Below are 23,653 nucleotides of genomic sequence, written 5' to 3' on the forward strand. Positions count from 1 at the left end.
GTTTTATGAATATTCACGAATATCAGGCAAAAGAGATCTTGCATAAATTTAATGTTCCAGTGCCAAAGGGTTTTGTTGCTATGTCTGCAGAAGAAGCAGAAACCAAAATAAATCAATTAAAGTCCGATGTGCTTGTAGTCAAAGCTCAAATTCATGCAGGTGGTAGGGGTAAAGCTGGTGGCGTAAAATTGGCAAAGTCGGCTGAAGAGGCTCAACAGTTTGTAAAGGGTATGCTTGGCATAACTTTAGTTACTCATCAAACAGGACCAAATGGACAGCAAGTAAGAAGAGTATACATTGAAGAAGGCTCTAGCATTAAAAAGGAATATTATTTAAGCATAGTAGTTGACCCAAAGCTCAGTAGGCCGGCGTTCATATTTTCCTCAGAAGGTGGAATGGATATTGAGGAAGTTGCAAAAAATTTTCCCACGAAAATTGTGAAGCTTGATATTGATTATGCTGCTGATTTCGCAAGTTTTGATAGCAGAAAACTAAGCAACATTTTTAACTTAAGTCCAGAACAAATAGAAAAAATAACAAATGTTGCAAAAAATATATATGACACATTTATTGCAACTGACGCAAACCAAATCGAGATTAACCCACTAGTTGAAACAAATTCTGGAGATTTTATTGCGCTTGATGCTAAAATAAGTTTTGACGACAACGCTCTATACCGCCATCCGGAGATTGTGGAACTCCGTGATTATGATGAAGAAGTGAAAGAAGAGATAGAAGCTTCAAAGCATGGGCTTAATTACATAAAAATGGACGGCAATATTGGTTGCATGGTAAATGGTGCAGGTCTTGCTATGGCAACAATGGATATAATAAAATATTATGGAGCAGAACCTGCCAACTTTTTAGATGTTGGTGGCGGAGCAAGCAAAGAGACTGTCACCGAAGCGTTTAAAATTATATTGTCTGATAGTAACGTAAAAGGAATTTTAGTTAACATATTTGGTGGTATAATGCGTTGTGATATTATTGCAAGTGGAATTGTTGAAGCTGCAAAAGGAATGAGCATTAAAGTTCCCCTAGTGGTTAGGTTATCAGGTACTAACTTTGAGAAAGGAAAAAGAATCTTGGAAGAATCAGAATTAAATATTATTGCTGCAGATGAACTCGATGAAGCTGCGCAGAAGATAGTAAAAGAGGTGGAATAAAGCATGTCTGTTTTAGTAAGCAAAGATACAAGATTAATATGCCAGGGTTTTACTGGTGCACAGGGTACATTTCATTCAGAGCAAGCTATCAGCTACGGGACAAAGATGGTTGGTGGTGTAACCCCTGGAAAGGGTGGAAGCTCTCATCTCAATTTACCAGTCTTTAATACTGTAGCAGAAGCTAAAGAAAAAACTGATGCGAATGCTACGGTTATATATGTACCTGCTAAGTTTGCTGCTGCTGCAATACTCGAGGCAATAGATGCAGAGATAGAGTTGATAGTTTGTATTACAGAGGGTATTCCTATACTTGATATGGTAAGGGTTAAGCATGCGCTTGTTAGTTCAAAAAGTCGATTGATTGGTCCTAACTGTCCTGGAATTATTACACCTGAAGAATGCAAAATAGGAATCATGCCAGGACATATTCACAAGCGTGGGCATATAGGAATTATGTCTCGTTCTGGGACTTTAACTTATGAAGCAGTGGCGCAAACAACCGCTGTTGGACCTGGTCAGTCAACATGCATTGGAATTGGAGGAGACCCTATTCATGGTATGACGTTCGTTGACTGTATGGAACTATTTTTAAAAGATGAGGATACTCATGGTATTGTAGTCATTGGTGAGATAGGCGGAAATGAGGAAGAGGATGTATCACATTTTGTGAAGACAGAAAAAACTAAAAAACCAATTGTTGGATTTATAGCTGGTCAAACGGCACCTCCAGGGAGACGCATGGGACACGCTGGGGCAATTATCTCTTCTAGTGGAGGAAGTGCTGGTGCAAAGCTAGAAGTTATGAGCAGTGCTGGTATTACAATTGCGGAAACTCCTGCGATGATTGGCAAAAAAATTTTGGAAGTGATGCATAAGGCTCATGTTGCCTAAACTGGGGCTATAGAAATCCTATATCGCCAGTCATAAATATGTTATCTGGCCACTCGATTAGTAATTTGCCTCCTGGCAAATTCACTGAGGTCTGTCGAGTAATCAAGTATCCACGAAGCACGGATGCAATAAGTGCTGCACAGGCTGCACTACCACATGAGGCAGTGATACCTGTACCTCTTTCCCAAACTCTTAAAGATATTTCCCCAGATTTTTCAACTTGCGCAATGTTAACATTCACTTTCTTGGGAAATAATGTATGCTTTTCTAGCTTTGGTCCTAAGCTTTGCAACGGTATTTCGCTTATGTTATCAACAAAAAAAACCATGTGCGGATTACCAATATTTACTGCAACTGGATCTTTTAGCATTTCAAGCTCTATGGGTAAATGAAGTGGATCACACTTAGCGGAAAGAGGAATTTCATGCCACTTAAACAGTGGTTTGCCCATATTGACCTTTATGGATCTGCTACCCACTTTGAAGCACTCTAAAATGCGCTTGTTTACTAACTCGATGGTGGCATACTCAGTACTTTTTTCTGACATTATTAAATATCCAACGCAACGTGCTGCGTTTCCGCACATTTCGACTTCACCACCGTCAGCATTATAAATGTGCATAAAGCAATCAGCTGCACTGGAGTTAGTTATTACTATAATTTGGTCACAGCCATTTTGATTGGCAATTTCTCTATAATTCCAATTCAAGTTGTTTATCCAGCGTGAGTCTATGATAACGAAATTGTTACCAGTACCATACATTCTTTTAGGACTTTGGCTACTCATTATAAAAACATTTCCTCTATTGGCTTTCTTGTCTTTTCCTTGATTTCAGCACCCTTTTCTTCGTAATCAACCGCTATTACTTACATTATATTAAAATCATCTGGTATATTGAATTTTTTACTATTTTATTCCTATCAAATCTACTCATCTGATGAGCATTAAATTCATAGATGTAGCCTGTAGCATAAATGTATAATTTGCTACACCAGTATCGTGGCTGCCCCAAAAATTTACTCTTTATTGTATGATCATGGAAATTTTTAGTGCTCAATGATATAATTAGCATTTGTGTATCTTTTGCCCACTTTTTGTTGGGTTCAGTAGGGCAACTCAGTAATTTTTCCCATGCATCTTGATTGCTTTGTCTATTGCATATCACTTGTCTCCAGGGCTCGTCACCATAACGTGAGGGAGATAACCATGCAGTTTCTATCAGCATATTTATTTCTTCCTGATGTGCTAATTTACTTTGACCATATGAACGTCTGCTGTGCCTTATTTTCATCAACTCCAGTAGATCTTCTTTACTTATCATTTTTAATCCTTAACAAAAAAAATTAACTATATAGTAGAATATTAAAAAAGTTTAACCTTTTTGTTCCACACAAGGAATATAATTATGAGCAACAAAAGCAAGATTTAAGTTGCAAAGCTCCTAAAATATAATTAGCTTTAATATGTTTTTACTTAGAGGAGTATGTTTACAACGCAATCTAGCAGTAAATCGGCGTTAATCGAGGTCTTCTTTTGTGTTTTGCTCTTATTTCTAACAGCTCAAATAAACATACCATTAAAACCCGTGCCTATTACACTGCAAAGTTTAGGAGTGATGCTTATTGGACTTAAGTTTAACTGCAGGGCAGCGTTTTTTTCTGTGCTTACGTATTTATCACTTGGTGCGGCAGGATTACCTGTTTTTGCAGATTTTCTTGGTGGCTATCACACTTTTCTCAGGCCAACAGGTGGATACTTAGTTGGCTTTTTAGCTGCTGTTATAGTGATGAGTAAAGTGAACGAATCGCTGAATTCTAAATATGAGTCACTTATATGTAATTCTCTGAACTGCCTGGCTGGTACAGCCGTAATCTTTATTTGTGGTATCAGTTGGCTTGCTATTCACGTAGGTCTGAAACAAGCAATAATGGTTGGCATGCTACCGTTTATCTTTCCTGGTTTGGTGAAGATTTTACTACTCGTAGCAGCTTTACGATATTTGAGGAATGATAAGATTTAGTCCTCACTATTTCATATAAGCTCTTGCGTTGCAAGGATATGGATATCTTCAAGATTTTATAGAAAGTTACAGAAAGATAGCAGTAAAGTAATCACTGACCCCAATACTCAAATTAAAGTAACTGGTAATCTTAATAGTATCTGTAGTGCTTGTCTAAACCAAGACTCAGCAAGATAAATGCACTACACAAGCTAAAGTTTTAGAACTGGACAGAAGGTATATGAGGTTTTAAGAATAAAAATTAGAGAAACTTTGACCTGGAGTGAAGCAGTAAAAAGAATCAGGGAAAAAACGTCTTTAGAGAAATTTGACTACACATGTGAGGGATGCAACTGGAAGCCAATTGAATATACAAAAGCGCCCTTTAACTTCCACATAATGTGTTGATAAAGATGTATAGAAAAATAATCAGGAAGGGTTTATCACCTCGATTTGCCAGAAAGGGTATTATTCCAGTGCCTTGACACTGAGATCCAGTTTTTCATAATCATTAAAAACGTTATACTCTGTTAAAAAACAGTTACTTTCATGACACTATTATCAAAGTAACTCAGCGTCAATGCCAGAATAAAAGGGAAGAGAGGACTATTACTTTTTGTTGAAACAATCCATTCTCTTCTCCGATAGTATAAGGCAATTGGGGAGCTTCTAAAAGACCTGGCATCTTATCACGAAGCTTGCTTAAACTTCATTTTGAATATTCTAAGTTCACTGTCTATTTTGCTTGTATTTTGCCCTATATTATCTATAGCTGATGACAGTGTTTTATTATTTTATTTATAGTCTCAGCTCTTGCATCTTCGTTATACTTATGAATGCTTCCCATCAAGCCATCGTAAAACTTTTTTAGGTATTTTGCACTTACACTTGCATTCACGGTATATCATCCATATCTTTTTGCTTCATTTCCTGAGTTATGTCAAATATCTTACTGGTCTTTGTATCAATTGTTTTCCCTACTTCTGAGTTTACGAAATTTAGTTTGTCAAACTTAGGTTTCTGAAGTTGTTGTAATTTTATTTTACTGTGAAACTTCTTCACTAGAATATAATTTTGCATTATTTTTACTCATAATAAGTTATTCCTATGAGAAATTAATTCTCATAAATTGCTACTATGGAAGTAGCATTGGATCGTTATTTCTTCCGCTATTGTAAAATCCTGAGCTTCTAAGAGACCTGATGTATCCTCCTTGATTTGCTTGAGTATCTCAATAACTTTTTTATTTTTTTTGTTCTGCTCCTCAAACTTTTCTATCAACATCTCAGCAACAGCATCAAGTTGACTTTTATCGCCTGATTGAACAACCATAGATATGACTTTCTCATAAGGCAGCTTATGAAGAACATCTTTTAGATCTTCTGCATTTAGATTGTTTAAAAGTTCTGCAAATTGTTGATCAGATATACTGTTAGCAAAAGTCTGAAGTTTTTCTGGTTAGTGGTTAGGTAATCGATTATAACTCCGATTCTGACATGATTGGTTAAATCATGAGCTATTGCTGCGAGCTCTCATGATCCAGTTGTTAACTAAATTCTTTAATTTATCTTCTTCTAAAGTAGAACTGGGAATTGAAGTCAATCATGCTACAGTTCCTTGGAAAGGATGGTTAAATGGTGGTCAGATAAATCTCTTGTTAGATATACAAGCTGATGGTCATCTATATTGTTAATGAGCACCTTGAACTGATCTGCTTTTAAGTGAGGTAAAGCGTTTTTTACCTGATCTGGTTCTAATTCTCTCACTAAAGATTCAAGTTAATCTTCACCTAACATAGGAACAATAATCTTCGGTTTTGTCTCATTTAATTCCTGAGCAAGAGTTTGTAATTGGTGATTAGTTAAGTGGTCTATTAAGACTTCGGGTTAACCATCAGTTAGGTGTTCTGCTGGGGCTTGAAGTTGGTAGCTATTAAGATCTTTTGTAAGGATCTTTAATTGATGATTAGTTAGTTGATCTGCTAAACTTTGGATTTGAATATCTGTCAGATTTTCAATAATTACAGATTCGCAAGATTGGAATATAATGTCAAGTGGGCTTTGTGAGTTTTGTAACGTACTTTTTAATTGAGCATTTCAAGAATTCCCAACAACGGAGTTTCCTTTCCTATCTTGAAAAATAGATAAGGGAATCATTAAGTCCGGTTCATTTTTTATCACAGTACATACTTAGAATCTCCTACTTTTTACCTGGATTAGGGCATCATTGTCTATAAATCATGGGTTTCATTTTATCTGTTACAGGCAACGCTTTATCATGTAGTCCACAAAAACAATTTGTTTTTGTAAATCTCTAACGGCCAGTACCGGATTACCATAGTCAATATACAGTATAGCTTTTCCCTTCTCAGACTGCTTTTCATAATATTCTTTTAATTGTAGGTTATTTACATGAGATTTTAACGATGAGTCAGGTAGAGTTATACCTCCCTATAAAAATTAATATTTCACTTGTTAACAAGCTTTAAATGGTATTTAACTATTCTAATCTTAATATTATATCAGTTACGATTGGATTATATGCCACATTACATACCATGTTGGACACCGATCAAGTTTCATTTTCAATGAGAATAGCAGAAAATTTGATTTGTATAGTCATCATTAGGATCATGCTCACCCAGATATTATATATTTTTATAATGTGCTGCAAATGTTCATTGAATGTGACTTCTTGCTCTATCTCTCCGAGAGGATTTTTCTCTACTAATTTTACCTTGTAACACTTTTTGCCATCAGTTTCTATTAGGCTACCTTTTGCTATCTTAAAAACACATTTTTTCACTCATGGAAATCTTTCGATAAGTTTGCAGTTATTAGTATTATAATGTCTATTGGTTAATTTATTAATAAATTAATATATATTCTAAATTACAATAGAAAACATTGTTTGTATGTAAATTACTAAATTTTTTATGCCTACCTCTCTATTGCTCAAGTGCCTCTTTCCTCTGTCGTCCCAGTGTATGACACTGGAATCTGGTAAATTTATTTACTATTTCTGTTGCCTCATGATTTTCCAGTATGAGAAGCCAGCTTCACGTGCTGGATATCGGCAGCCCCTATGTCATACTGCGATTCATTCACGGTATCCTTCAGCTGCTGACAAGCGGCGGTTATCGGTGGCTATAAATATTAAGAAATTTACCAAGTAGCACCGAACAGAAGAAATCTGTCAAACCAGGAAGAAGCTCCTTAATTTAAGTTTTTAAGAACCCCAGAGGCAATTACTGCTACTATAAGAAAGTTAGCACGTATCTTCTATCAAATGTTGAAATGTGGACAAGGATATGTGGAAAGAGGTATAAGCTACTATGAAACACGTTATAAAAAGAAAGTGTGAAAAATTTGATCAAAAGGGCACAGGAATTTGGTTATATGTTGGTTCAACAAGAGGAGTTGGTTGAAGAAGTTTCTTAGGAAGAAAAAGGGCAAAAGAAACCTTAGTGATATCTCTTGTAGGAACTTGACATTAATGTCTTATATGCTTGGTAAGTAGTCAACCTTGGAATTATAAATATCCATAACGTCACGATAAGGGTAATGCAGAAGTTTTTCAAATAATTTCTTTATAAAAAAAAGAAGGTTAGTTGATTTTTGAACTAATTCTTAAATAAAGAACAATGCAATGTGAGTTGTTTACTGTTCTCTCAAAAACTTGGCGCTTATTACATTACCTAATAAGCGAGATTCAGCTAACGTAGATAAAAATTTATAAAGACATGGAGTGTCTATATAAGAAAAATTAAACATAACACACCTAGTTTAATAATGTGCTTTTGTCACTTAAATAAAGATTAAGGATAAATTTTAGGTCTAAAACATCCCCATATAAGGGTTCTTAAGGCCTGTAAAATGGGCTTTACATTTTTATGAGCTACTTGAATCCTGTTATCAAATCACGATGTTTGTATAGTTGTGGGCCTGAAGTGTTTGGCACATAAGTCTAATAAAAATTCACATATATAGGAAAGATTGGTAACATTACCTAGAGAGATCATTATTATAATTATGCCAAAACGTACAGATATAGAATCTATATTAGTAATAGGGGCAGGTCCGATAATTATAGGTCAGGCATGCGAATTCGATTATTCCGGAACTCAGAGTTGCAAGGTATTAAAGAACGAGAATTATAAGGTTATTTTGGTTAATTCTAATCCTGCGACTATAATGACGGATCCTGAGTTTTCTGATGCAACGTATATTGAACCTATACTGCCTGAAATCATAGAAGAAATCATAATTAAAGAGAAGCCAGATGCAATATTGCCAACAATGGGCGGGCAAACTGCTTTGAACTGTGCAATGAAACTTGCAGATGATGGAGTATTGGATAAATATAACGTAAAGTTAATTGGCGTAAATAGAGAAGCAATTAAAAAAGCGGAGGATAGAGAATTATTTCGCCAATCTATGGATAAAATAGGATTAAAATACCCTAGAAGTATCATTATAAAAAATCGAGAACAAATAAAGGAAGCTCTCGATTATGTAGGGTTACCTGCGATCATCCGTTCATCGTTTACTCTTGGTGGTGCAGGTAGCGGCATAGCGTACAATAAGAAGGAGTTTTTCAACATTGTGGAGAATGCTTTGAAAGTTTCACCGATAAATGAAGTTCAAGTAGATGAATCGATTATCGGCTGGAAAGAATATGAAATGGAAGTTATTCGCGATTGCAAAGATAACTGTATAATAGTCTGTTCGATAGAAAATGTTGATCCCATGGGAGTTCACACAGGTGATAGCATTACCGTTGCCCCCGCTTTGACTCTGCGTGATGCGGAGTACCAACAAATGAGAAATGCATCTATAGCAGTGCTTAGGGAAATTGATGTTAGTGCAGGTGGTGCAAATGTTCAATTTGCAGTTAATCCTAAAGAAGATGGAAGCCTTGTTGTAATTGAAATGAATCCAAGAGTTTCCCGCTCTTCTGCGCTTGCCTCAAAGGCAACAGGTTACCCCATAGCAAAAGTTGCAACTAAGCTTGCTATTGGCTATTCACTTGATGAAATACGCAACGATTGTGCACCAACTATACCTGCTGCATTTGAACCAGTGGTTGATTATGTTGTCACTAAGGTTCCTCGTTTTGAGTTCGAAAAATTTAAAGAAACGGATTGTGAACTGTCAACTTCCATGAAATCAGTGGGAGAAGTAATGTCTATAGGTCGCACTTTTAATGAGTCACTACAGAAAGCTTTCCGCTCACTTGAAACTGGCCTTACAGGACTTGATGAGGTGTTTCCTGAGGATACGGATGTTGATCACATAAAATCTCAATTAGCGAAATTGTTGCCAAATAGATTATTAATTGCTGCTGACGCGATGCGTCATGGAATTAGCATAGAAGAGATAAATTCAATTACAGGGTATGACTTATGGTTTTTGCAGAACATACAGCAAATCATCTTGGCTGAACAGAAAATTAAAGAAACTGGCCTACCTGAAACCGCGTACGAAATATTAGAACTAAAAAAGATGGGATTTTCAGATGCAAGGTTGGCAAAGTTAAGCAATAAATCTATTCCAGCTTCACGCACTGTAGACCAAATAGAACAGATTGAAAAAATGAGAAAAAAGTTTGGTGTTAGCCCAGTTTATAAATGTGTAGATACGTGTGCGGCTGAATTTGAATCGAGCACTGCTTATATGTATGGTTGTTATGAGGGAGACGTTGTAAATAAGACAGAATGCGAAGCGGACGTTTCTAATCGAAAAAAGGTTGTAATTTTGGGTAGTGGACCAAACCGTATTGGTCAAGGTATTGAGTTTGACTACGCATGTGTGCATGCAGTTTCTGCTGCCAAAGAGATGGGATACGAAACAATAATGATTAACTGTAATCCTGAAACTGTTTCAACTGATTATGATACTGCTGATCGTTTGTATTTTGCTCCGTTAACTGTAGAGGATGTACTTGAGATACTAAGTAAAGAGCAAGAAAATGGTACACTAGTAGGTGCCATAGTTCAGATAGGTGGTCAAACACCTTTAAGGTTAGCAAAGGTACTGAATAAAAGGGGTTTTAATATCCTGGGCACGTCTTTTGACTCTATAGATCTTGCTGAAGATCGTATGAGGTTTAAAAACCTTGCTTTGCAACTTAATTTAAAACAACCTGAAAATTCTATTTGTCATTCAGTAGAAGAAGCGTTGGCTAACGCAGAAAAAGTGGGTTTTCCATTAGTAGTTAGGCCATCCTATGTCTTAGGTGGTCAATCCATGTCAATTAAACACGATATTGAGAGCTTTAAGGAATATGTCCTGGGTCAAACTAAAATTTTTGAACATGGGCCGCTGCTGCTTGATAAGTTCTTAGTTAATGCAGTTGAGGTTGATGTTGACGCTATATGTGATGGAGAAAAAGTTTTCATTGCGGCAGTTATGGAGCATATTGAAGAAGCTGGAATTCACTCTGGTGATTCAACCTGCTCAATACCGACAAACACGTTAAATGATGAAGTCGTAAAAGAGATTGAGCTACAGACTGAAAGAGTAGCTCTTGAATTAAAAGTGAGAGGTCTGATAAACATTCAATTTGCCATACAAGAAAATGATATATACATACTTGAAGTGAACCTAAGAGCTAGCCGTACAGTTCCTTTTATTTCCAAGGTAATTAATGTTCCTATTGCAAAGCTTGCTACTCAGGTTATTTTGGGCAAAAAATTAGACCAAGAAAAAAAATCTCTTAGTCACTTCGCAGTTAAAGCTGCTGTTTTTCCGTTTACGCGTTTTTCAGGGATTGATACTCTACTTGGCCCAGAAATGAAGTCAACAGGGGAAGTAATGGGAATTGACTTGTCCTTTGAAGCAGCACTTGCAAAAGTGCACATGGCTGCAGGATATAAGTTACCAACAAAAGGAACAGCTCTAATTTCAGTAAAAGATGACGATAAAGAGTATATATTGCCAATTGCACGAATGTTGAAAGAGATGAATTTTGGAATATATGCTACCAAAGGTACAGCTTCATATCTGAATAATAATGGCATTGCTGCGAAAGCTGTAAATAAAGTGAGAGAAGGCAGACCCCACATAGTTGACATGCTTAAAGATGGAAAAATAAATCTAGTGATTAATACCTCAAAAGGTGTGAAATCAGTTTCAGACAGCAGAGATATTCGCAGAACTGCTATTTTGCAGAATATAGCTTACAGTACCACAGCTTCTGGAAGTAAAGCATTAGTGCTTGCAATTCAATATGTAAAGAATAGTGAGATGGAAGTTAAGTCATTACAGCAAATACAAAACGTTTAGATACTAGAGCCAAAATAGTTTTATATACGTAGAGTTTCAGCATTACTTGAGCAAAAACTGCCTTATCTATGACCAATGAAGATGAGGTTTTCGACAGCCATGGTTCATTGTACTTTTTGCAAACTATGTAGTTTTTGCCAAGCCGTCATTTAAGTATCCCGAAAAAACTGCTTGGTAAACTCTGCCAGCTTTCTTACTATAGTAGTAAAAGTATTCAGTTATCTTTGATCTGTGCAGGTTAAATGACAAATTATTATGTGTTTGGCATCTTAATATTTAATCTTTTGCACTATGTGCACCTTATGTCTTCACAACATCTAGGTTTTATCTATATAAGCTGAAATGCGCTTATAAACCATTTAAGACAGTATAGTGCGCCAAATTTGTAGGATTAGAGAGTGAACACTATCTAACAAAGGTTTTTTTTGCCTTTTTTTTTCTGCCTAGTAAATTCGTATCCATTCAGCTAAGCGGTGTGAGAGACGATAGATAGGAGATTATGGAAAGGGTTTAGCTCCTTTTGTTTCCATGTTAAGTATAATGAAATTACCCATTCAAAAAATGCATTTCTTTGTCCCGATTATGTAAGATATGGGTTTTTGTATAAACTATATAATGCAGTGTTTGCCGTTCAGTATGGTTGTTCGTTAGCAGAATGTTTCCTGGATCATCCAAAAATTTCCACATCGTCCTTTCAACTTCAAAATATTTTTTGCAACTCGAGAGGCTCCAATTGTTTTAGGTAACTGGGATATCTCCTTCAAGTAATACCTTGTGCACTTTCACAATTTTCTGGTACGCCTGACAAATCTTAAAATATCTATCTCATTCTTTAGTAAGGCTCTTTTAGTGCAAATAACTCAGCAGCAACGTTTCTTTTAAATAACAGGCGAGAACTTTGACTTCTCTGTTACAACTATAGGCTAATCTTTCAAAATCTCTTGATAAATGAGTCCAACAGATCTGTCTCTTTTTATCAGTAAAATAACTGTATGCTGCATACCTGTTAGTTATTACTAAGCTATGACAATTGCAGAATTTACTATTTTTTTAAACTTTCATTCCTCTTAACTCTGTCAACTTTACAAAACTTGCCGTATTACTTGTAAACATCCAGCGCTAACTAAGCTTACCTTTATTGTAATGGCTGGTTTCGTCAATATAAAGAACTTTGCTTGTACTTACTTCTTGTTTAACTGCTAATACATTTCTTCACATTTTGAAGCTATTCTATGTTCACTATTTGATATGCTACCAACACTTATGTTCACATTGAAAATGTCATTATAATATTCGCTATTCCATATTTCGAATTTTTATAAAACTTGCTGAATGCTGCAATTATCAACTTAACTCTTGGCCTAAATGTGTCTGGTATAACACCTTCCGGTAAGTTGATATTCCATTACATAAGACTCGATCTTCGGAAGATCAACTTGGTGGATGTATGGTTTATCAAATAATGAATTTTTTGAATTTAAACCGAGCTTTTCCTTTAACTCAGCATTTTCTATTTTCAAAATCTTGTTCTCTGCCTTTAGACTTTCATTCTCTCTTTCCAATCTTTCTATTTTTGCTTCTAACTTTGCTATTTTCTGCTCCAGACTTCTGTAAAGTTCTAAAAGATTTACCATATTACCTCACTTTTGCTCTATCGTTATCTTTTATACTACCTTGTCTATCTTATTTTGCTACTCCGCTGAATGGATACCATTTTCTATATCTTTGTAATTTGCCATACCACTATTACTCTCACGATAAATTAAATGTCCTTTATGATCGGTATGAATATTTTTATTTTTACAATCTTTTTCTTTAGGGTCATGTTCAAGCACTATGTTTCTTCTGAACTACCCTATTTCAGCTAGTTGATCGCTAAGTTTATCGACAAATTGCGCTTCCTTGGAATTACATTATCGCCTTTCCTACTAGCAATTAATACAGAGCATTTTGTATTTTACAACTTCCCGTGGATTAAAATCTAATCTGTAACACCAAAACCAAAAATTCAAGGATTTTGTAGGAAGCCACCTTGTGAAAAAGTCCTTATTCCATGAGGAAAGTTATTAGTTGCATCTTTAAGCAAACTATAGGAATTGCTGTGAATTAGTGTCAAATGAATACCATGATCTTCAAATCTTTTTAAAACTTCTGCTGCAATTCTCGCTCCAATAGAGTTAATATCTAAAACTATGTTGTTTAGATGTATCTCATTTACAGGCAACATGTTTACCCCATTGCCATTTCAGCTTGAACTAATTCTTCTCCATTTGTTGGAAAGTTATATAGTGCTACGACCTTCTCTTTTTAAAAGGAACTCTATAATATCCTCTATATCTTTTTCCGACTCTTGATTGTGAGCTTTTGTACCCATTTCTGAACTTTTTATAAGTTCTTTTTCATAACGCTTTATCTACTCAGGGCTGACTTCACTTTCTAAAAAGCTTTTTATTCTATGTACAACAAACCTTTCCTTAATAAGGTCGAAAAACATCCATAAGCAAATCACAAAAAAATATATGGTAGCTAAAATTAATAACACTATTGACATAAAAGCTAACCCAGTAAGTACCTTTTTTGATCTTTGATTATTATACACTAAGTATAGTAATGTAGCAGAAGTGTAGATAATATTGCAGAACATGATCCATAGCGATATTATCCTTGCAACAAATTTTTTGCTTCATCCTTCAGTTCCTCTTCAAAGAATTTTGGATTAACAATTCTAGAAAAATAAGGATAGTCAAAATAATGCTTAACTAATTTACTTTCTTGCTTTTTAGGTGCACCTTTACCAAACGTATTAACCTTAATACATTTAAGCACTCCAAAAAAGTTTATTACATGTTGCGTACCTTCTTTTAGCTTAATATTACCATCGGTATAATAAATAACTTTCATTTACCATTAGTGAATATTCAGTCATTTTAACATAAAAATTGAAAAAAGCCAAGGTAGCTCTAAAATATAGACTAATATAATAAGAGGCCTATAGAAAACTTCCTACAATTTCTTTTAGATGGATTTTAAACTTTTGAAACGTCATGACATTGTTAATGCACCTATCAAGAAATGATAGAGTATCTGCAAAACCTTCTGAATAGTCATTAATAAAAAAGAGTATTATGCTTAAATATACCCCAGCCAATATTGCCCGTTTTGTATAGTAATTAAAATCTGTTGATTGATCGTGAATACCATACCAAATCATATCGACTATTCTGCATAAGAGTTTACTAGAAAAGTATATATTTTTTGGTAATACAGAAAAGGATAGAATATTTTTTAAAAACTCTCTGTAATTTGGTAGCGTAGCATAGTTTGAGAGGCATATTTGAACAGCTAACTTTATTTGCTCCTGCACTTTCATATCTTCCAAGTTAGAATTCCGAAGTTCAGCTTCCATTGAACTATTCAAGTCCTCTACTATGCACTCCAAAGCACTATATATTCCATTCCGAAATTTGCAAAAGCTATTGGCTAGATTAAGGTCTGTGCACACTTTTAATAGAGTCTTATCGCTTATCCCTTCAAATGGAATAATCCTGATTAGCTCATCTATTATCAACCTTATTTCATCTTGTTCCACAACAACATTGTATTAAACAACACGTGTAATTGTAAATGAATCCCTGAGTTTTTCAAACATTCTGCAAAATGCTTCACCACGCTCTTCAAAATTTCTCCACTGATCAAAAGAAGCACATGCAGGAGAAAGTAGTATTGTTGTTTTTTCTTTGCTCTTTATGGCCTCTTCAAAAGCCAGTCTAAATGCGTCTTCTAAATTGCAACATCTAACATAATCCACTTTATTTTCCATAGTGCTTGCAAAAACTTCTGTTGATTCTCCAATAAGAAGAGCTTTTCTAATTCTTGCAAAATGCTTGCTTAATGACTCTATACCACCTTCTTTACTTCTTCCACCAACGATCCAATATATGTTTTTATAAGACAAAATCGCCTTTTTGCTCGATTCAGCGTTAGTTGCTTTGCTATCGTTTACAAAAAGCACATTTTCTATTTTGCCAAGTAGTTCATTTCTGTGCTTTAACCCTGAAAAAGATTTGATCCCGTCGATAATAGTGCTGCTATCTATTTTAAGCAACTTACACACAGCACATGAAGCTGCTATGTTTTCTGCATTGGATGTTAAGTTTATTTTCGCGTCACTTACTAATAAGTTATGATTTTCTAGTTTTAACGAAATTTCCTGGATCTCAGCGCCCTTTTTATCATCCAATAAGGAGCGTACTCCTGAGATTGGAATCTTATTTCCAGTAAATTTATTAAATATATCAGCGGTAATTCCATTATCACATCCTATCACTGCGACCTTACTACCGCCTATTAGCTTTGATTTAACTGCTATATAATTTTCCATACTTCCATGTCTATCTATATGATCTAGGGTAATGTTGAGCAATACTGAAATATCTACCTTTATCATTCCAGCCATCCTTTTCGTCACCTCGGTCATCTTTTTTGTCATCTCAGATACCCTTTTTATCATCCAAGCAGCACGATACTGTGATCCAGAAAAAAAGGTATGGTCATGCACTGGAATAACGGCAGGCATGTTTATTAGTTCCAATTGAAAAGAGGAAATTTCAATTACATAAATTTCCGCATCTTTTTCTAGATCCAAAATAGGAACACCTAAATTTCCACCAATAGCTACTTTTTTCCCCGCAGATTTTAATATGTGACCTATTAATGACGTAGTGGTTGATTTGCCATTCGTTCCTGTGACGCCTACAATTTTCTGGTTCTTAGCTTTAGCTTCTAGAAATAGTTCAATATCCGATTTTATTTTACAGTCAAAACTTCTTGCAAGTTTTACTATCCAATGTGGCTTCGGATATGAAATTGGTACTCCAGGGCTTAAAATCAATGCTTTTATCTCGTGCCAATCGTATTTTTTTGGATGGATAAAATTACACTCTTTGTACATTGTTTTCGCATTTGCCATTTGTTCTTTACTATCATCCCACGCATACGCTTTTGCACCACTCTTTATTAGAACATTGATGACAGACAAACCAGTTTTGCCAAGGCCAAAAACAGCAACACTTTGATTTTTGTATTTGCTCAGTTGCATTACTTGTTTTAGGAAGGCGTCATATAAATTATTAATAGGCTTAACGTAAAGAGTTTGCAAATACTAGTTATTACCTGTAAGATATAGGAAAATTAGTAAGGATCTTAATAGGAAGGTAATATGCCATCTGTCACTTTTATTTTACCTGATGGAAGTAAGAAAAGCTATGAAGCTGCAGAGGGGGAAACTCTACTTAATTTAGCTCACAGAAGTGACCCTGATCTGCTTGAAGGTGCATGCGAAGGCTCTCTTGCCTGTTCTACATGTCATGTAATTATTGATCAAAATTTTTATGATGCTGTAGAAACACATAATCCTATATCTGATGAAGAAAATGATATGCTAGATCTAGCTTTTAGCTTAACAGAGACGTCAAGGCTTGGGTGCCAAATAAAAATTACAAAAGACATCGATGGTTTATGTGTAACCATACCAAGGGGTACAAGAAATATATCACTGGATAAACAAGGGAACGATTAAGTTATGCGTAAGGTTTTCATCTATACAATAATTTCTTTATTTCTGTTTGTCCCCATAGCTTACAGTGGTTTTTGGTATTTTTCTGCATGGAAGACAAAAAATCTTTTAGCTGAAACAATATTATATACTAACGATGAAAAATTCGATGTTTCCTATGACTTCAGCGGATTTCCTTCTAGCCTAACTTTCCACATGACAAACCCAAAATTTTCTAACGAGCAGTTAACTATTTCGTCTGAAGCTTTGCTGATAAAAAACAGGTTATTCGATAAATCGGTGTATATCTATATACCAAGCAATGAAGTCAATATTACTACTCATGATGATGAGAAAAAGAATATAAAATGCTACACAAGTAATAACAACCATTTTGTTATCAAGCTAAACGACTTACCATCTTCGTTGCGATTTACTAAAAATAGTACCATGATAGACTATGTAAACATACTTCGTTACGAAGATTATGGATTAAAATGCAATGTTTCAGAAAATCAACAAAGTGTTATAACTGAAGCAGGTGGTAAAAGTAACTACATTCAATTTCATTTCAATAAAGAACCTAGCGGAAATACTAAGCTAGGATTTGATTTTTATACCTACCGATACAAGAATGTTGCAAGTCCTGAACATTATCTTAGTATTGATACTAAATTAGATTATGAGTTTATAAGTCATATCTCAGCTTCCAGAGTTAATTTCAATATAGAAAGATTTTTAATTCAGAGTGATAACTTTTCTCTTACCGCAGATGGTGGAGTGCAAAATTACAACTTGATTACGTCTTCATTCACAAACAAGGTTAATGTGGCCGTATCCAATTATAAAGAATTAATCTCGCTTTTGGCTGGTGAGAAAAATCACTCAAAAACTTCAGATGCGTTTGAAAAACTAATATCTTCCTTATCAGAAAAAACAACTGATGACAGCATTCAATTTTCAATAAAATATGATGATAACTTAGGGTCAAGTTTTATTGGAAAGTTATCCACCACTGATTTTATGAACCAACTAAGTAAAATCACCAAACTAACCAAGAATGAAAATATTAATTAGTTTACTTTTCATATTGATATTCTACTCAAGCGCAAATGCTTTTACTTTGGATGACAAACTCAGAGACAAAAATATGGAAAAACGAGCAACTAATTTATTTGAAATGATAAAATGTCCAATATGTTCTGGTGAGTTGTTATCTGAGTCCGGGTCCCAAGTTGCATATAATATGCGCAAAATGATTCGTGAAAAAATCAGTGATGGATATACTGACGAGCAAATAACTTCAGAGCTAAGAAATTCTTATGGAGATTCAATTATAATTGTCCCACCTGTAAAATTTAGTACTTACATTTTATGGCTCATTCCACTTGTAATTCCACTAATAGGATGTTTTCTAATACGAAATATAATTAAATAGATATATACTCCAAAAGACAGAAAATTGATAAGTTCTTCTCCTTTACTATTAATAGGTTTATAACGCAATTAGTCTTAAATATTCAGTGTGAAAAGCTTTGCACTTATATTTTACTATTAGCATTACCTACAGATGCCGAGTGTGTCGAAGAAAACTGCAACTGTGAATATTACCCTAAATTGAATCACAATTCTACAGATGAACTATGCATTATAAGGAAAAATTATTACAGATAAGATGAGAAATTAAAAATATTAGGAGGTAAGAGAATAAAGGAGATAAAAGAAACCGCTTTAGACATTAACAGTAAAACTAGTGATTTATAAATTTTTCTGGTTTTACTATTCTTTCAAATTCTTGCTCAGTGAGTAGCTTAAGCTTCACTGCTGCTTCTTTTAGAGTGATATTTTCTTTATAAGCAAGTTTTGCTATTTTTGCTGCATTGTCATATCCTATATGTGTATTCAATATAGTGACCAACATCAATGACTGGTTTAGTAGATCTTTTATTCTCTTTTCATTTGCCTTAATACCAATCACACACTTTTCTGTAAAATTCAAACTTGCATCAGCTAAAAGTCTTATAGACTGCAAAACATTGTAAATTATCACTGGTTTAAACACATTCAATTCAAAATGGCCATTTGAACCACTGACAGTTACGGCAACATGATTCCCCATAACTTGAGCGCATACCATAGTCACAGCCTCACACTGAGTTGGATTTACCTTACCTGGCATAATTGAAGAACCAGGCTCATTTTCCGGTAATGTGATTTCTCCAATTCCACACCTTGGACCAGAACCGAGCAATCTTATATCACTTGCAATTTTCATTAAACTGACTGCTACTGTATTAAGCGTTCCACTTAATTCAACTAGAGCATCATTTGCTGCTAATGCTTCAAATTTGTTGTCTGCTGAAGTAAATGGAAGATTGGTAATTTCTGCAACTTCTTTGGCAAAATCCTCAGCAAAACCTTCTTTAGTGTTTAACCCCGTACCAACTGCAGTACCGCCTTGTGCGAGCTCGTATAAATTGCTCAGAGTTGATTTTATTCTCTCTATTCCCTTTTTAATCTGAACTGCATAGCCAGAAAACTCCTGCCCTAGTGTTAGAGGTGTTGCATCTTGCAAATGAGTACGTCCTACTTTTATTATATTTTTAAATTCCTGAACCTTGTCATTCAATGCTTTGTGCAGCACTTCAAGATTTGGAATAAGAGAATGATTTATCTGCTTTGCTGCTGCTATGTGCATTGCTGTTGGAAAAGTATCATTTGATGACTGACCGTAATTCACATGATCGTTTGGATGTACTGGAAATTTACTACCCAAATTACTGCCCAAAATCTCTATTGCGCGATTACTTATCACTTCATTTATGTTCATGTTAGTTTGAGTTCCAGACCCAGTTTGCCACACAACGAGCGGAAATTCGTTGTTAAATTTACCATCTATTATTTCCTTCGCAGCTACACAGATTGCATTTCCTACTTTTTCATCAATAGTACCATGCTTCACATTTACACGTGCTGCTGCAAGTTTTACCATTGCTAATGCTTTAATTATGGGCTCTGGCATTTTTTCCATGCCAATTTTAAAATTCTCCAAAGAACGCTGCGTTTGTGCTCCCCAATAATGTTCACTTGGTACTTTTACTTCCCCTAAACTATCTGATTCTATTCTAGTTTTTTTATCCATATTTCCTTCTTCGGTGTCATAAAAGTAGCTGACACTGGCGTTCAGCTTCACTACATAATTTTTTCATGTGAATATCTCTATTTCTTGGTTAATTAAATCATACTAGATTCCAGTGTCAAGTATGTGGATATTGTAACATCGATGTTTAATGGTAAACGATGTCATTCCAGTGCGTGACACTAGAATCTTAGTAAATTTATTTACTATTTTCTATCATTCTATGGTTTTCCAGTATGAGAAGCTAGTATCACGCGCTGGGATGTTGGCAGACACAAATATTAAGGAACTCATCAAGCAGGAAAAAAAGCAAAAGAAACCTTAGTGATATCTCTTGTAGGAACTTGACATTAATGTCTTATATGCTTGGTAAGTAGTCAACCTTGGAATTATAAATATCCATAACGTCACGATAAGGGTAATGCAGAAGTTTTTCAAATAATTTCTTTATAAAAAAAAGAAGGTTAGTTGATTTTTGAACTAATTCTTAAATAAAGAACAATGCAATGTGAGTTGTTTACTGTTCTCTCAAAAACTTGGCGCTTATTACATTACCTAATAAGCGAGATTCAGCTAACGTAGATAAAAATTTATAAAGACATGGAGTGTCTATATAAGAAAAATTAAACATAACACACCTAGTTTAATAATGTGCTTTTGTCACTTAAATAAAGATTAAGGATAAATTTTAGGTCTAAAACATCCCCATATAAGGGTTCTTAAGGCCTGTAAAATGGGCTTTACATTTTCTATGTCATCACTAATTGTAAAGACTTGCAGATTTTATGTATCCAGCTAAGCTGTTTACTATTATTCATAAAGCTCTTTTTGCTTCAGAGAGCATAAAAAAAACTGATGATCAAGAAATGCGTGATAAATTTTATTCATTATTTATGTTAATATCTAATTGTTAAGCTAATATATACCACCATAGGGCTTTGTGAAAATTCCCATCTTTACTATGCAAAACGGCCTATTTCTTCAAGGCTTGAGGCTCTACTTATCCTTCACCACCACCCATCTTTTTTTTCTGTTCTTTAGATTGACTTATTGTCTCAAAATGTATTGGTTTTCCAGATTTAGCAAAAAAAACTCGTTATATGGCTTTATTAACTGGTAGCCCTCCTAGTGAGCAATTCTTTCCTATTTTTTTGTTGCAATCTTTTAATCATTCCTACTTCTTTTGATCTTTTACTTCTACCTTTATTAGGTCTTTATCTTGCTTGCCAGTATATAATCTCACCTCTAATGCGCCCTGGCTGGTATAGAAAATTGATACTATACCGCTATCATCTGTAAGGTCCGTGTAAACCTTATTCCTTTTTCTGTTATAATTTCTGCCTCACTTTTACCAATCTTGTCCTTTTCATTAGCAGTAACCTTCTTTTTATTAAAATACTCAACTATATCTGAGTAACCATTTTTATCAGCAACATCTAAAGAAGTATCACTGCTGTTATTCTTATATTAGCATAAATCTCTTTATCTATAAGATATTTAACTATGTCCAACCGACCAGTTTGAGTAGCAAAGTGCAAAGGAGTATTGCTCTCATTACTCTTTGCATTAACGTCAACCTCTTTTTCATCTATAAGAAGATATTTGATTATGTCTAAGTGATGACCTTCAACAGCTAAGTGTAAAGGAGTGTAGTCAAATTAACTACTTGTTACATTAGCATCAACCCCTATCTCTTAAAGACATTTAACTATCGTCTGGTTGACCAATACAGGCAGCTATGTATAGTAATGTAAATTCGATCTGGTGTAGTGAGTGTTACGTTAAATGGATAATCTATCACCTTGTCACTCTTGATATATGTCTAAGATTTCTTTTTTTTACTGCTCTTTTATTTTTTCAATTAATGTTACTCTTAAAATCTCTTTGAGCATTTTATTGAACTGAGTACTTTTCCACACTGATTAAGGCGGAAACATGTTTATAGTTTCTCTAATTTAATGAAATGTATGCAAACTAGTATAATGAAAGATTTAATCATTAACTCTCTATTTTTCAAAGTTGCAAAAGTACGTACCTTTTTGAGAAGGATAGTAGAAAGTTAACAGATTACGAAAAGAGGATAGGAGAATTTGGGCAGATAATTAAAATGCAAAAGATTACCTGTATAGGTGATTGAAGCAAGCTATTGTTGCTGATCTTGTAGTATACTAGAATTAATATAATTAGTGGCTGAGGAGGGAATCGAACCCACGACCAAGAGATTATGATCCTCCTGCTCTACCGACTGAGCTACTCAGCCTAATCAAAGACCTTTTTGTATATATGGTCTACATATTTCGTATAATATTTCAAATCAAATAAAGATTCAAGTTTTTCAGAGTTAATGACTTCAAGTAAGGACCTGTCTTGTTTCAACTCAAACAGAAAATCACTGTTGTTTTGTTTCACTTTCATTGCATTGCCCTGAATAATTTTATACGCCTCTTCCCTTGTTAAACCACTATTTACTAATTCAAGTAATATACGCTGTGAGAAAATTAAACCTTTTGAAGAATTTAAGTTCTTTTCAATGTTTTCTTTATTAATTGCTAATTTATCTATCAAATCCGTTAATCGCACTAAAGCAAAATCCATTAATATACAAGCATCAGGAGCAATACATCTTTCTACAGATGAGTGTGATATGTCCCGTTCATGCCACAACACAACATCTTCTAGTGCAGGAGATACGTAACTGCGTATTAAACGTGAGAGCCCAGTTAAATTCTCACTTAAAATAGGATTGCACTTGTGTGGCATGGCAGAGCTTCCTTTCTGTCCAGTAGAAAAATATTCGGCAATTTCCGCAATCTCAGTTCTTTGTAAGTGACGAATTTCAACAGCAACATTTTCCATTGAACTTGCAATTACTCCTAAAACTGAAAAAAACATGGCGTGTCTATCACGAGGAATTACTTGAGATGATATGGTTTCAGGTACAAGTTCCATCCCTTTTGCTACATATTCCTCAACAAACGGATCGACATTTGCAAAATTACCTACCGCGCCTGATATTTTGCAAATTGAAATTTCTTTTTGTGCATTAATTAATCTTTGATAACTGCGTTTAAATTCCGCATAAAACCTGGTAAATTTCAACCCAAGAGTTGTTGGCTCTGCATGCATTCCGTGACTGCGCCCAACACATATAATACCTTTATAGTCCTCAGCTTTTTTTTTCAATACTGCAAGTAAATTTTTTAGATTCTCAAGTAGAATATTACATGACTCTTTTAGCTGCACAGCAAAGCATGTATCTAACACATCAGAACTTGTCATTCCGTAGTGAAGGTAACGTACATCAACTCCCACTTTTTCAGCGATATATGTTAAAAAAGCTATAACATCATGTTTTACAGTGGATTCAATCTCGTTGATACGTTCAACATCAAATGTAATAGCACCAGAGAGCCTTTTAGCAACATTACTTGGAATTACTCCTAACTTTGCTTGAGCCTCACATGCTAACTTTTCTATTTTGAGCCATATGTTGAACTTATTGTTTTCCTCCCAAATAGCAGATATTTCTTTACGGCTATAACGAGGTATCATAGAATGACCTCCTTTTTGTTTCTGAGTATACTAAACCCCAGTGCCACGTACTGGAATGACACCAA

General features: G+C 34.7%; 19 protein-coding genes, 1 tRNA gene and 4 pseudogenes. 9 read left to right on the forward strand and 15 right to left on the reverse strand.

What is annotated here, in order from left to right:
* Positions 1 to 5 precede the first annotated feature (5 nt).
* Both sucC and sucD read left to right on the forward strand, forming a co-directional pair.
* A complete protein-coding gene (gene sucC / locus WBP_RS00920; protein WP_167895780.1) occupies positions 6 to 1,166 on the forward strand; it encodes an ADP-forming succinate--CoA ligase subunit beta in 1,161 nt (386 codons plus the stop codon).
* A 3-nt stretch (positions 1,167 to 1,169) separates the two neighbouring features.
* Complete coding sequence (sucD, locus tag WBP_RS00925) at positions 1,170 to 2,057, forward strand: succinate--CoA ligase subunit alpha (protein ID WP_167895781.1); 888 nt, start codon at positions 1,170 to 1,172, stop codon at positions 2,055 to 2,057.
* Between the two features lie 7 nt (positions 2,058 to 2,064).
* On the opposite strand, the gene dapF is transcribed toward sucD, so the two are convergent.
* Positions 2,065 to 2,844, reverse strand: a complete 780-nt coding sequence (gene dapF / locus WBP_RS00930) for a diaminopimelate epimerase (protein WP_179958981.1) — start codon at positions 2,842 to 2,844, stop codon at positions 2,065 to 2,067.
* Positions 2,844 to 3,379: pseudogene (locus tag WBP_RS00935) on the reverse strand (nitroreductase family protein). Before WBP_RS00935 ends, dapF begins: the two are co-directional and overlap by 1 nt.
* Positions 3,380 to 3,541: 162 nt before the next feature.
* On the opposite strand from WBP_RS00935, the gene WBP_RS00940 reads away from it, so the two are divergent.
* Together WBP_RS00940 and WBP_RS05475 are read left to right on the forward strand one after the other, a co-directional pair.
* Entirely contained in the window at positions 3,542 to 4,078 is a 537-nt protein-coding gene (locus tag WBP_RS00940; RefSeq protein ID WP_167895782.1) for a biotin transporter BioY, read from the forward strand.
* Between the two features lie 252 nt (positions 4,079 to 4,330).
* Positions 4,331 to 4,465 (forward strand): DUF1284 domain-containing protein, encoded by a 135-nt coding sequence (locus tag WBP_RS05475; protein ID WP_233417505.1) that lies wholly within the window; start codon positions 4,331 to 4,333, stop codon positions 4,463 to 4,465.
* Between the two features lie 486 nt (positions 4,466 to 4,951).
* On the opposite strand, the gene WBP_RS00950 is transcribed toward WBP_RS05475, so the two are convergent.
* The 4 genes from WBP_RS00950 to WBP_RS00965 all read right to left on the reverse strand — a co-directional run bounded on the left by WBP_RS00950 (position 4,952) and on the right by WBP_RS00965 (position 6,862).
* Entirely contained in the window at positions 4,952 to 5,137 is a 186-nt protein-coding gene (locus WBP_RS00950) for a hypothetical protein (protein ID WP_167895783.1), read from the reverse strand.
* Between the two features lie 42 nt (positions 5,138 to 5,179).
* Complete coding sequence (locus WBP_RS00955) at positions 5,180 to 5,389, reverse strand: hypothetical protein (RefSeq protein ID WP_011256712.1); 210 nt, start codon at positions 5,387 to 5,389, stop codon at positions 5,180 to 5,182.
* 275 nt (positions 5,390 to 5,664) lie between these two features.
* Complete coding sequence (locus tag WBP_RS00960) at positions 5,665 to 5,823, reverse strand: hypothetical protein (RefSeq protein ID WP_167895784.1); 159 nt, start codon at positions 5,821 to 5,823, stop codon at positions 5,665 to 5,667.
* Between the two features lie 805 nt (positions 5,824 to 6,628).
* Positions 6,629 to 6,862 carry a hypothetical protein gene (locus tag WBP_RS00965; RefSeq protein WP_167895785.1) on the reverse strand — a complete coding sequence of 78 codons (234 nt, stop codon included), beginning with the start codon at positions 6,860 to 6,862 and terminating at the stop codon, positions 6,629 to 6,631.
* A 1,226-nt stretch (positions 6,863 to 8,088) separates the two neighbouring features.
* Here WBP_RS00965 and carB point away from each other — a divergent pair.
* Entirely contained in the window at positions 8,089 to 11,343 is a 3,255-nt protein-coding gene (gene carB, locus WBP_RS00970; protein ID WP_167895786.1) for a carbamoyl-phosphate synthase large subunit, read from the forward strand.
* Between the two features lie 466 nt (positions 11,344 to 11,809).
* Here carB and WBP_RS00975 read toward each other — a convergent pair.
* The 4 genes and pseudogenes from WBP_RS00975 to murD form a co-directional block, all read right to left on the reverse strand.
* A pseudogene (locus tag WBP_RS00975) lies at positions 11,810 to 12,977 on the reverse strand (IS66 family transposase).
* An 81-nt stretch (positions 12,978 to 13,058) separates the two neighbouring features.
* A pseudogene (locus tag WBP_RS06395) lies at positions 13,059 to 14,244 on the reverse strand (alpha/beta hydrolase family protein); the annotation flags it as partial.
* A gap of 88 nt (positions 14,245 to 14,332) precedes the next feature.
* The gene (locus tag WBP_RS00995) at positions 14,333 to 14,932 is read right to left on the reverse strand and encodes a COQ9 family protein (RefSeq protein ID WP_179958982.1); all 600 of its coding nucleotides are present in this window, start codon (positions 14,930 to 14,932) and stop codon (positions 14,333 to 14,335) included.
* A gap of 12 nt (positions 14,933 to 14,944) precedes the next feature.
* Positions 14,945 to 16,441, reverse strand: coding sequence for a UDP-N-acetylmuramoyl-L-alanine--D-glutamate ligase (murD, locus tag WBP_RS01000; protein WP_167896292.1), 1,497 nt, complete (start codon positions 16,439 to 16,441; stop codon positions 14,945 to 14,947).
* A gap of 120 nt (positions 16,442 to 16,561) precedes the next feature.
* On the opposite strand from murD, the gene WBP_RS01005 reads away from it, so the two are divergent.
* Genes WBP_RS01005 through WBP_RS01015 form a run of 3 tightly spaced genes read left to right on the forward strand, consistent with a single transcriptional unit; the run spans position 16,562 to position 18,335 of the window.
* Entirely contained in the window at positions 16,562 to 16,921 is a 360-nt protein-coding gene (locus tag WBP_RS01005) for a ferredoxin family 2Fe-2S iron-sulfur cluster binding protein (protein WP_167895790.1), read from the forward strand.
* 3 nt (positions 16,922 to 16,924) lie between these two features.
* Positions 16,925 to 17,974: a hypothetical protein gene (locus WBP_RS01010; protein ID WP_167895791.1), complete on the forward strand. Its 1,050-nt coding sequence runs from the start codon at positions 16,925 to 16,927 to the stop codon at positions 17,972 to 17,974.
* Positions 17,958 to 18,335: a cytochrome c-type biogenesis protein gene (locus WBP_RS01015; RefSeq protein ID WP_167895792.1), complete on the forward strand. Its 378-nt coding sequence runs from the start codon at positions 17,958 to 17,960 to the stop codon at positions 18,333 to 18,335. Before WBP_RS01010 ends, WBP_RS01015 begins: the two co-directional genes overlap by 17 nt.
* Positions 18,336 to 18,647: 312 nt before the next feature.
* Here WBP_RS01015 and fumC read toward each other — a convergent pair whose 3' ends face one another.
* Positions 18,648 to 20,039 (reverse strand): class II fumarate hydratase, encoded by a 1,392-nt coding sequence (fumC, locus tag WBP_RS01020; protein WP_011256702.1) that lies wholly within the window; start codon positions 20,037 to 20,039, stop codon positions 18,648 to 18,650.
* A 148-nt stretch (positions 20,040 to 20,187) separates the two neighbouring features.
* On the opposite strand from fumC, the gene WBP_RS01025 reads away from it, so the two are divergent.
* Entirely contained in the window at positions 20,188 to 20,361 is a 174-nt protein-coding gene (locus tag WBP_RS01025; RefSeq protein ID WP_167895793.1) for a hypothetical protein, read from the forward strand.
* A gap of 1,111 nt (positions 20,362 to 21,472) precedes the next feature.
* Here WBP_RS01025 and WBP_RS06140 read toward each other — a convergent pair.
* From WBP_RS06140 to purB, 4 genes and pseudogenes are all read right to left on the reverse strand, one after another.
* Complete coding sequence (locus tag WBP_RS06140) at positions 21,473 to 21,574, reverse strand: hypothetical protein (protein WP_369799974.1); 102 nt, start codon at positions 21,572 to 21,574, stop codon at positions 21,473 to 21,475.
* Positions 21,560 to 21,649: pseudogene (locus WBP_RS06145) on the reverse strand (ankyrin repeat domain-containing protein); the annotation flags it as partial. The gene WBP_RS06140 and the pseudogene WBP_RS06145, both read right to left, overlap by 15 nt.
* A gap of 574 nt (positions 21,650 to 22,223) precedes the next feature.
* Positions 22,224 to 22,296 (reverse strand) — tRNA-Met (locus WBP_RS01035).
* The gene (gene purB / locus WBP_RS01040) at positions 22,296 to 23,588 is read right to left on the reverse strand and encodes an adenylosuccinate lyase (protein ID WP_167895794.1); all 1,293 of its coding nucleotides are present in this window, start codon (positions 23,586 to 23,588) and stop codon (positions 22,296 to 22,298) included. Before purB ends, WBP_RS01035 begins: the two co-directional genes overlap by 1 nt.
* Between the last annotated feature and the right edge of the window lie 65 nt (positions 23,589 to 23,653).

Origin of the sequence: Wolbachia endosymbiont of Brugia pahangi (genome assembly GCF_012030695.1) — a bacterium.
Taxonomy (GTDB): Bacteria; Pseudomonadota; Alphaproteobacteria; order Rickettsiales; family Anaplasmataceae; genus Wolbachia.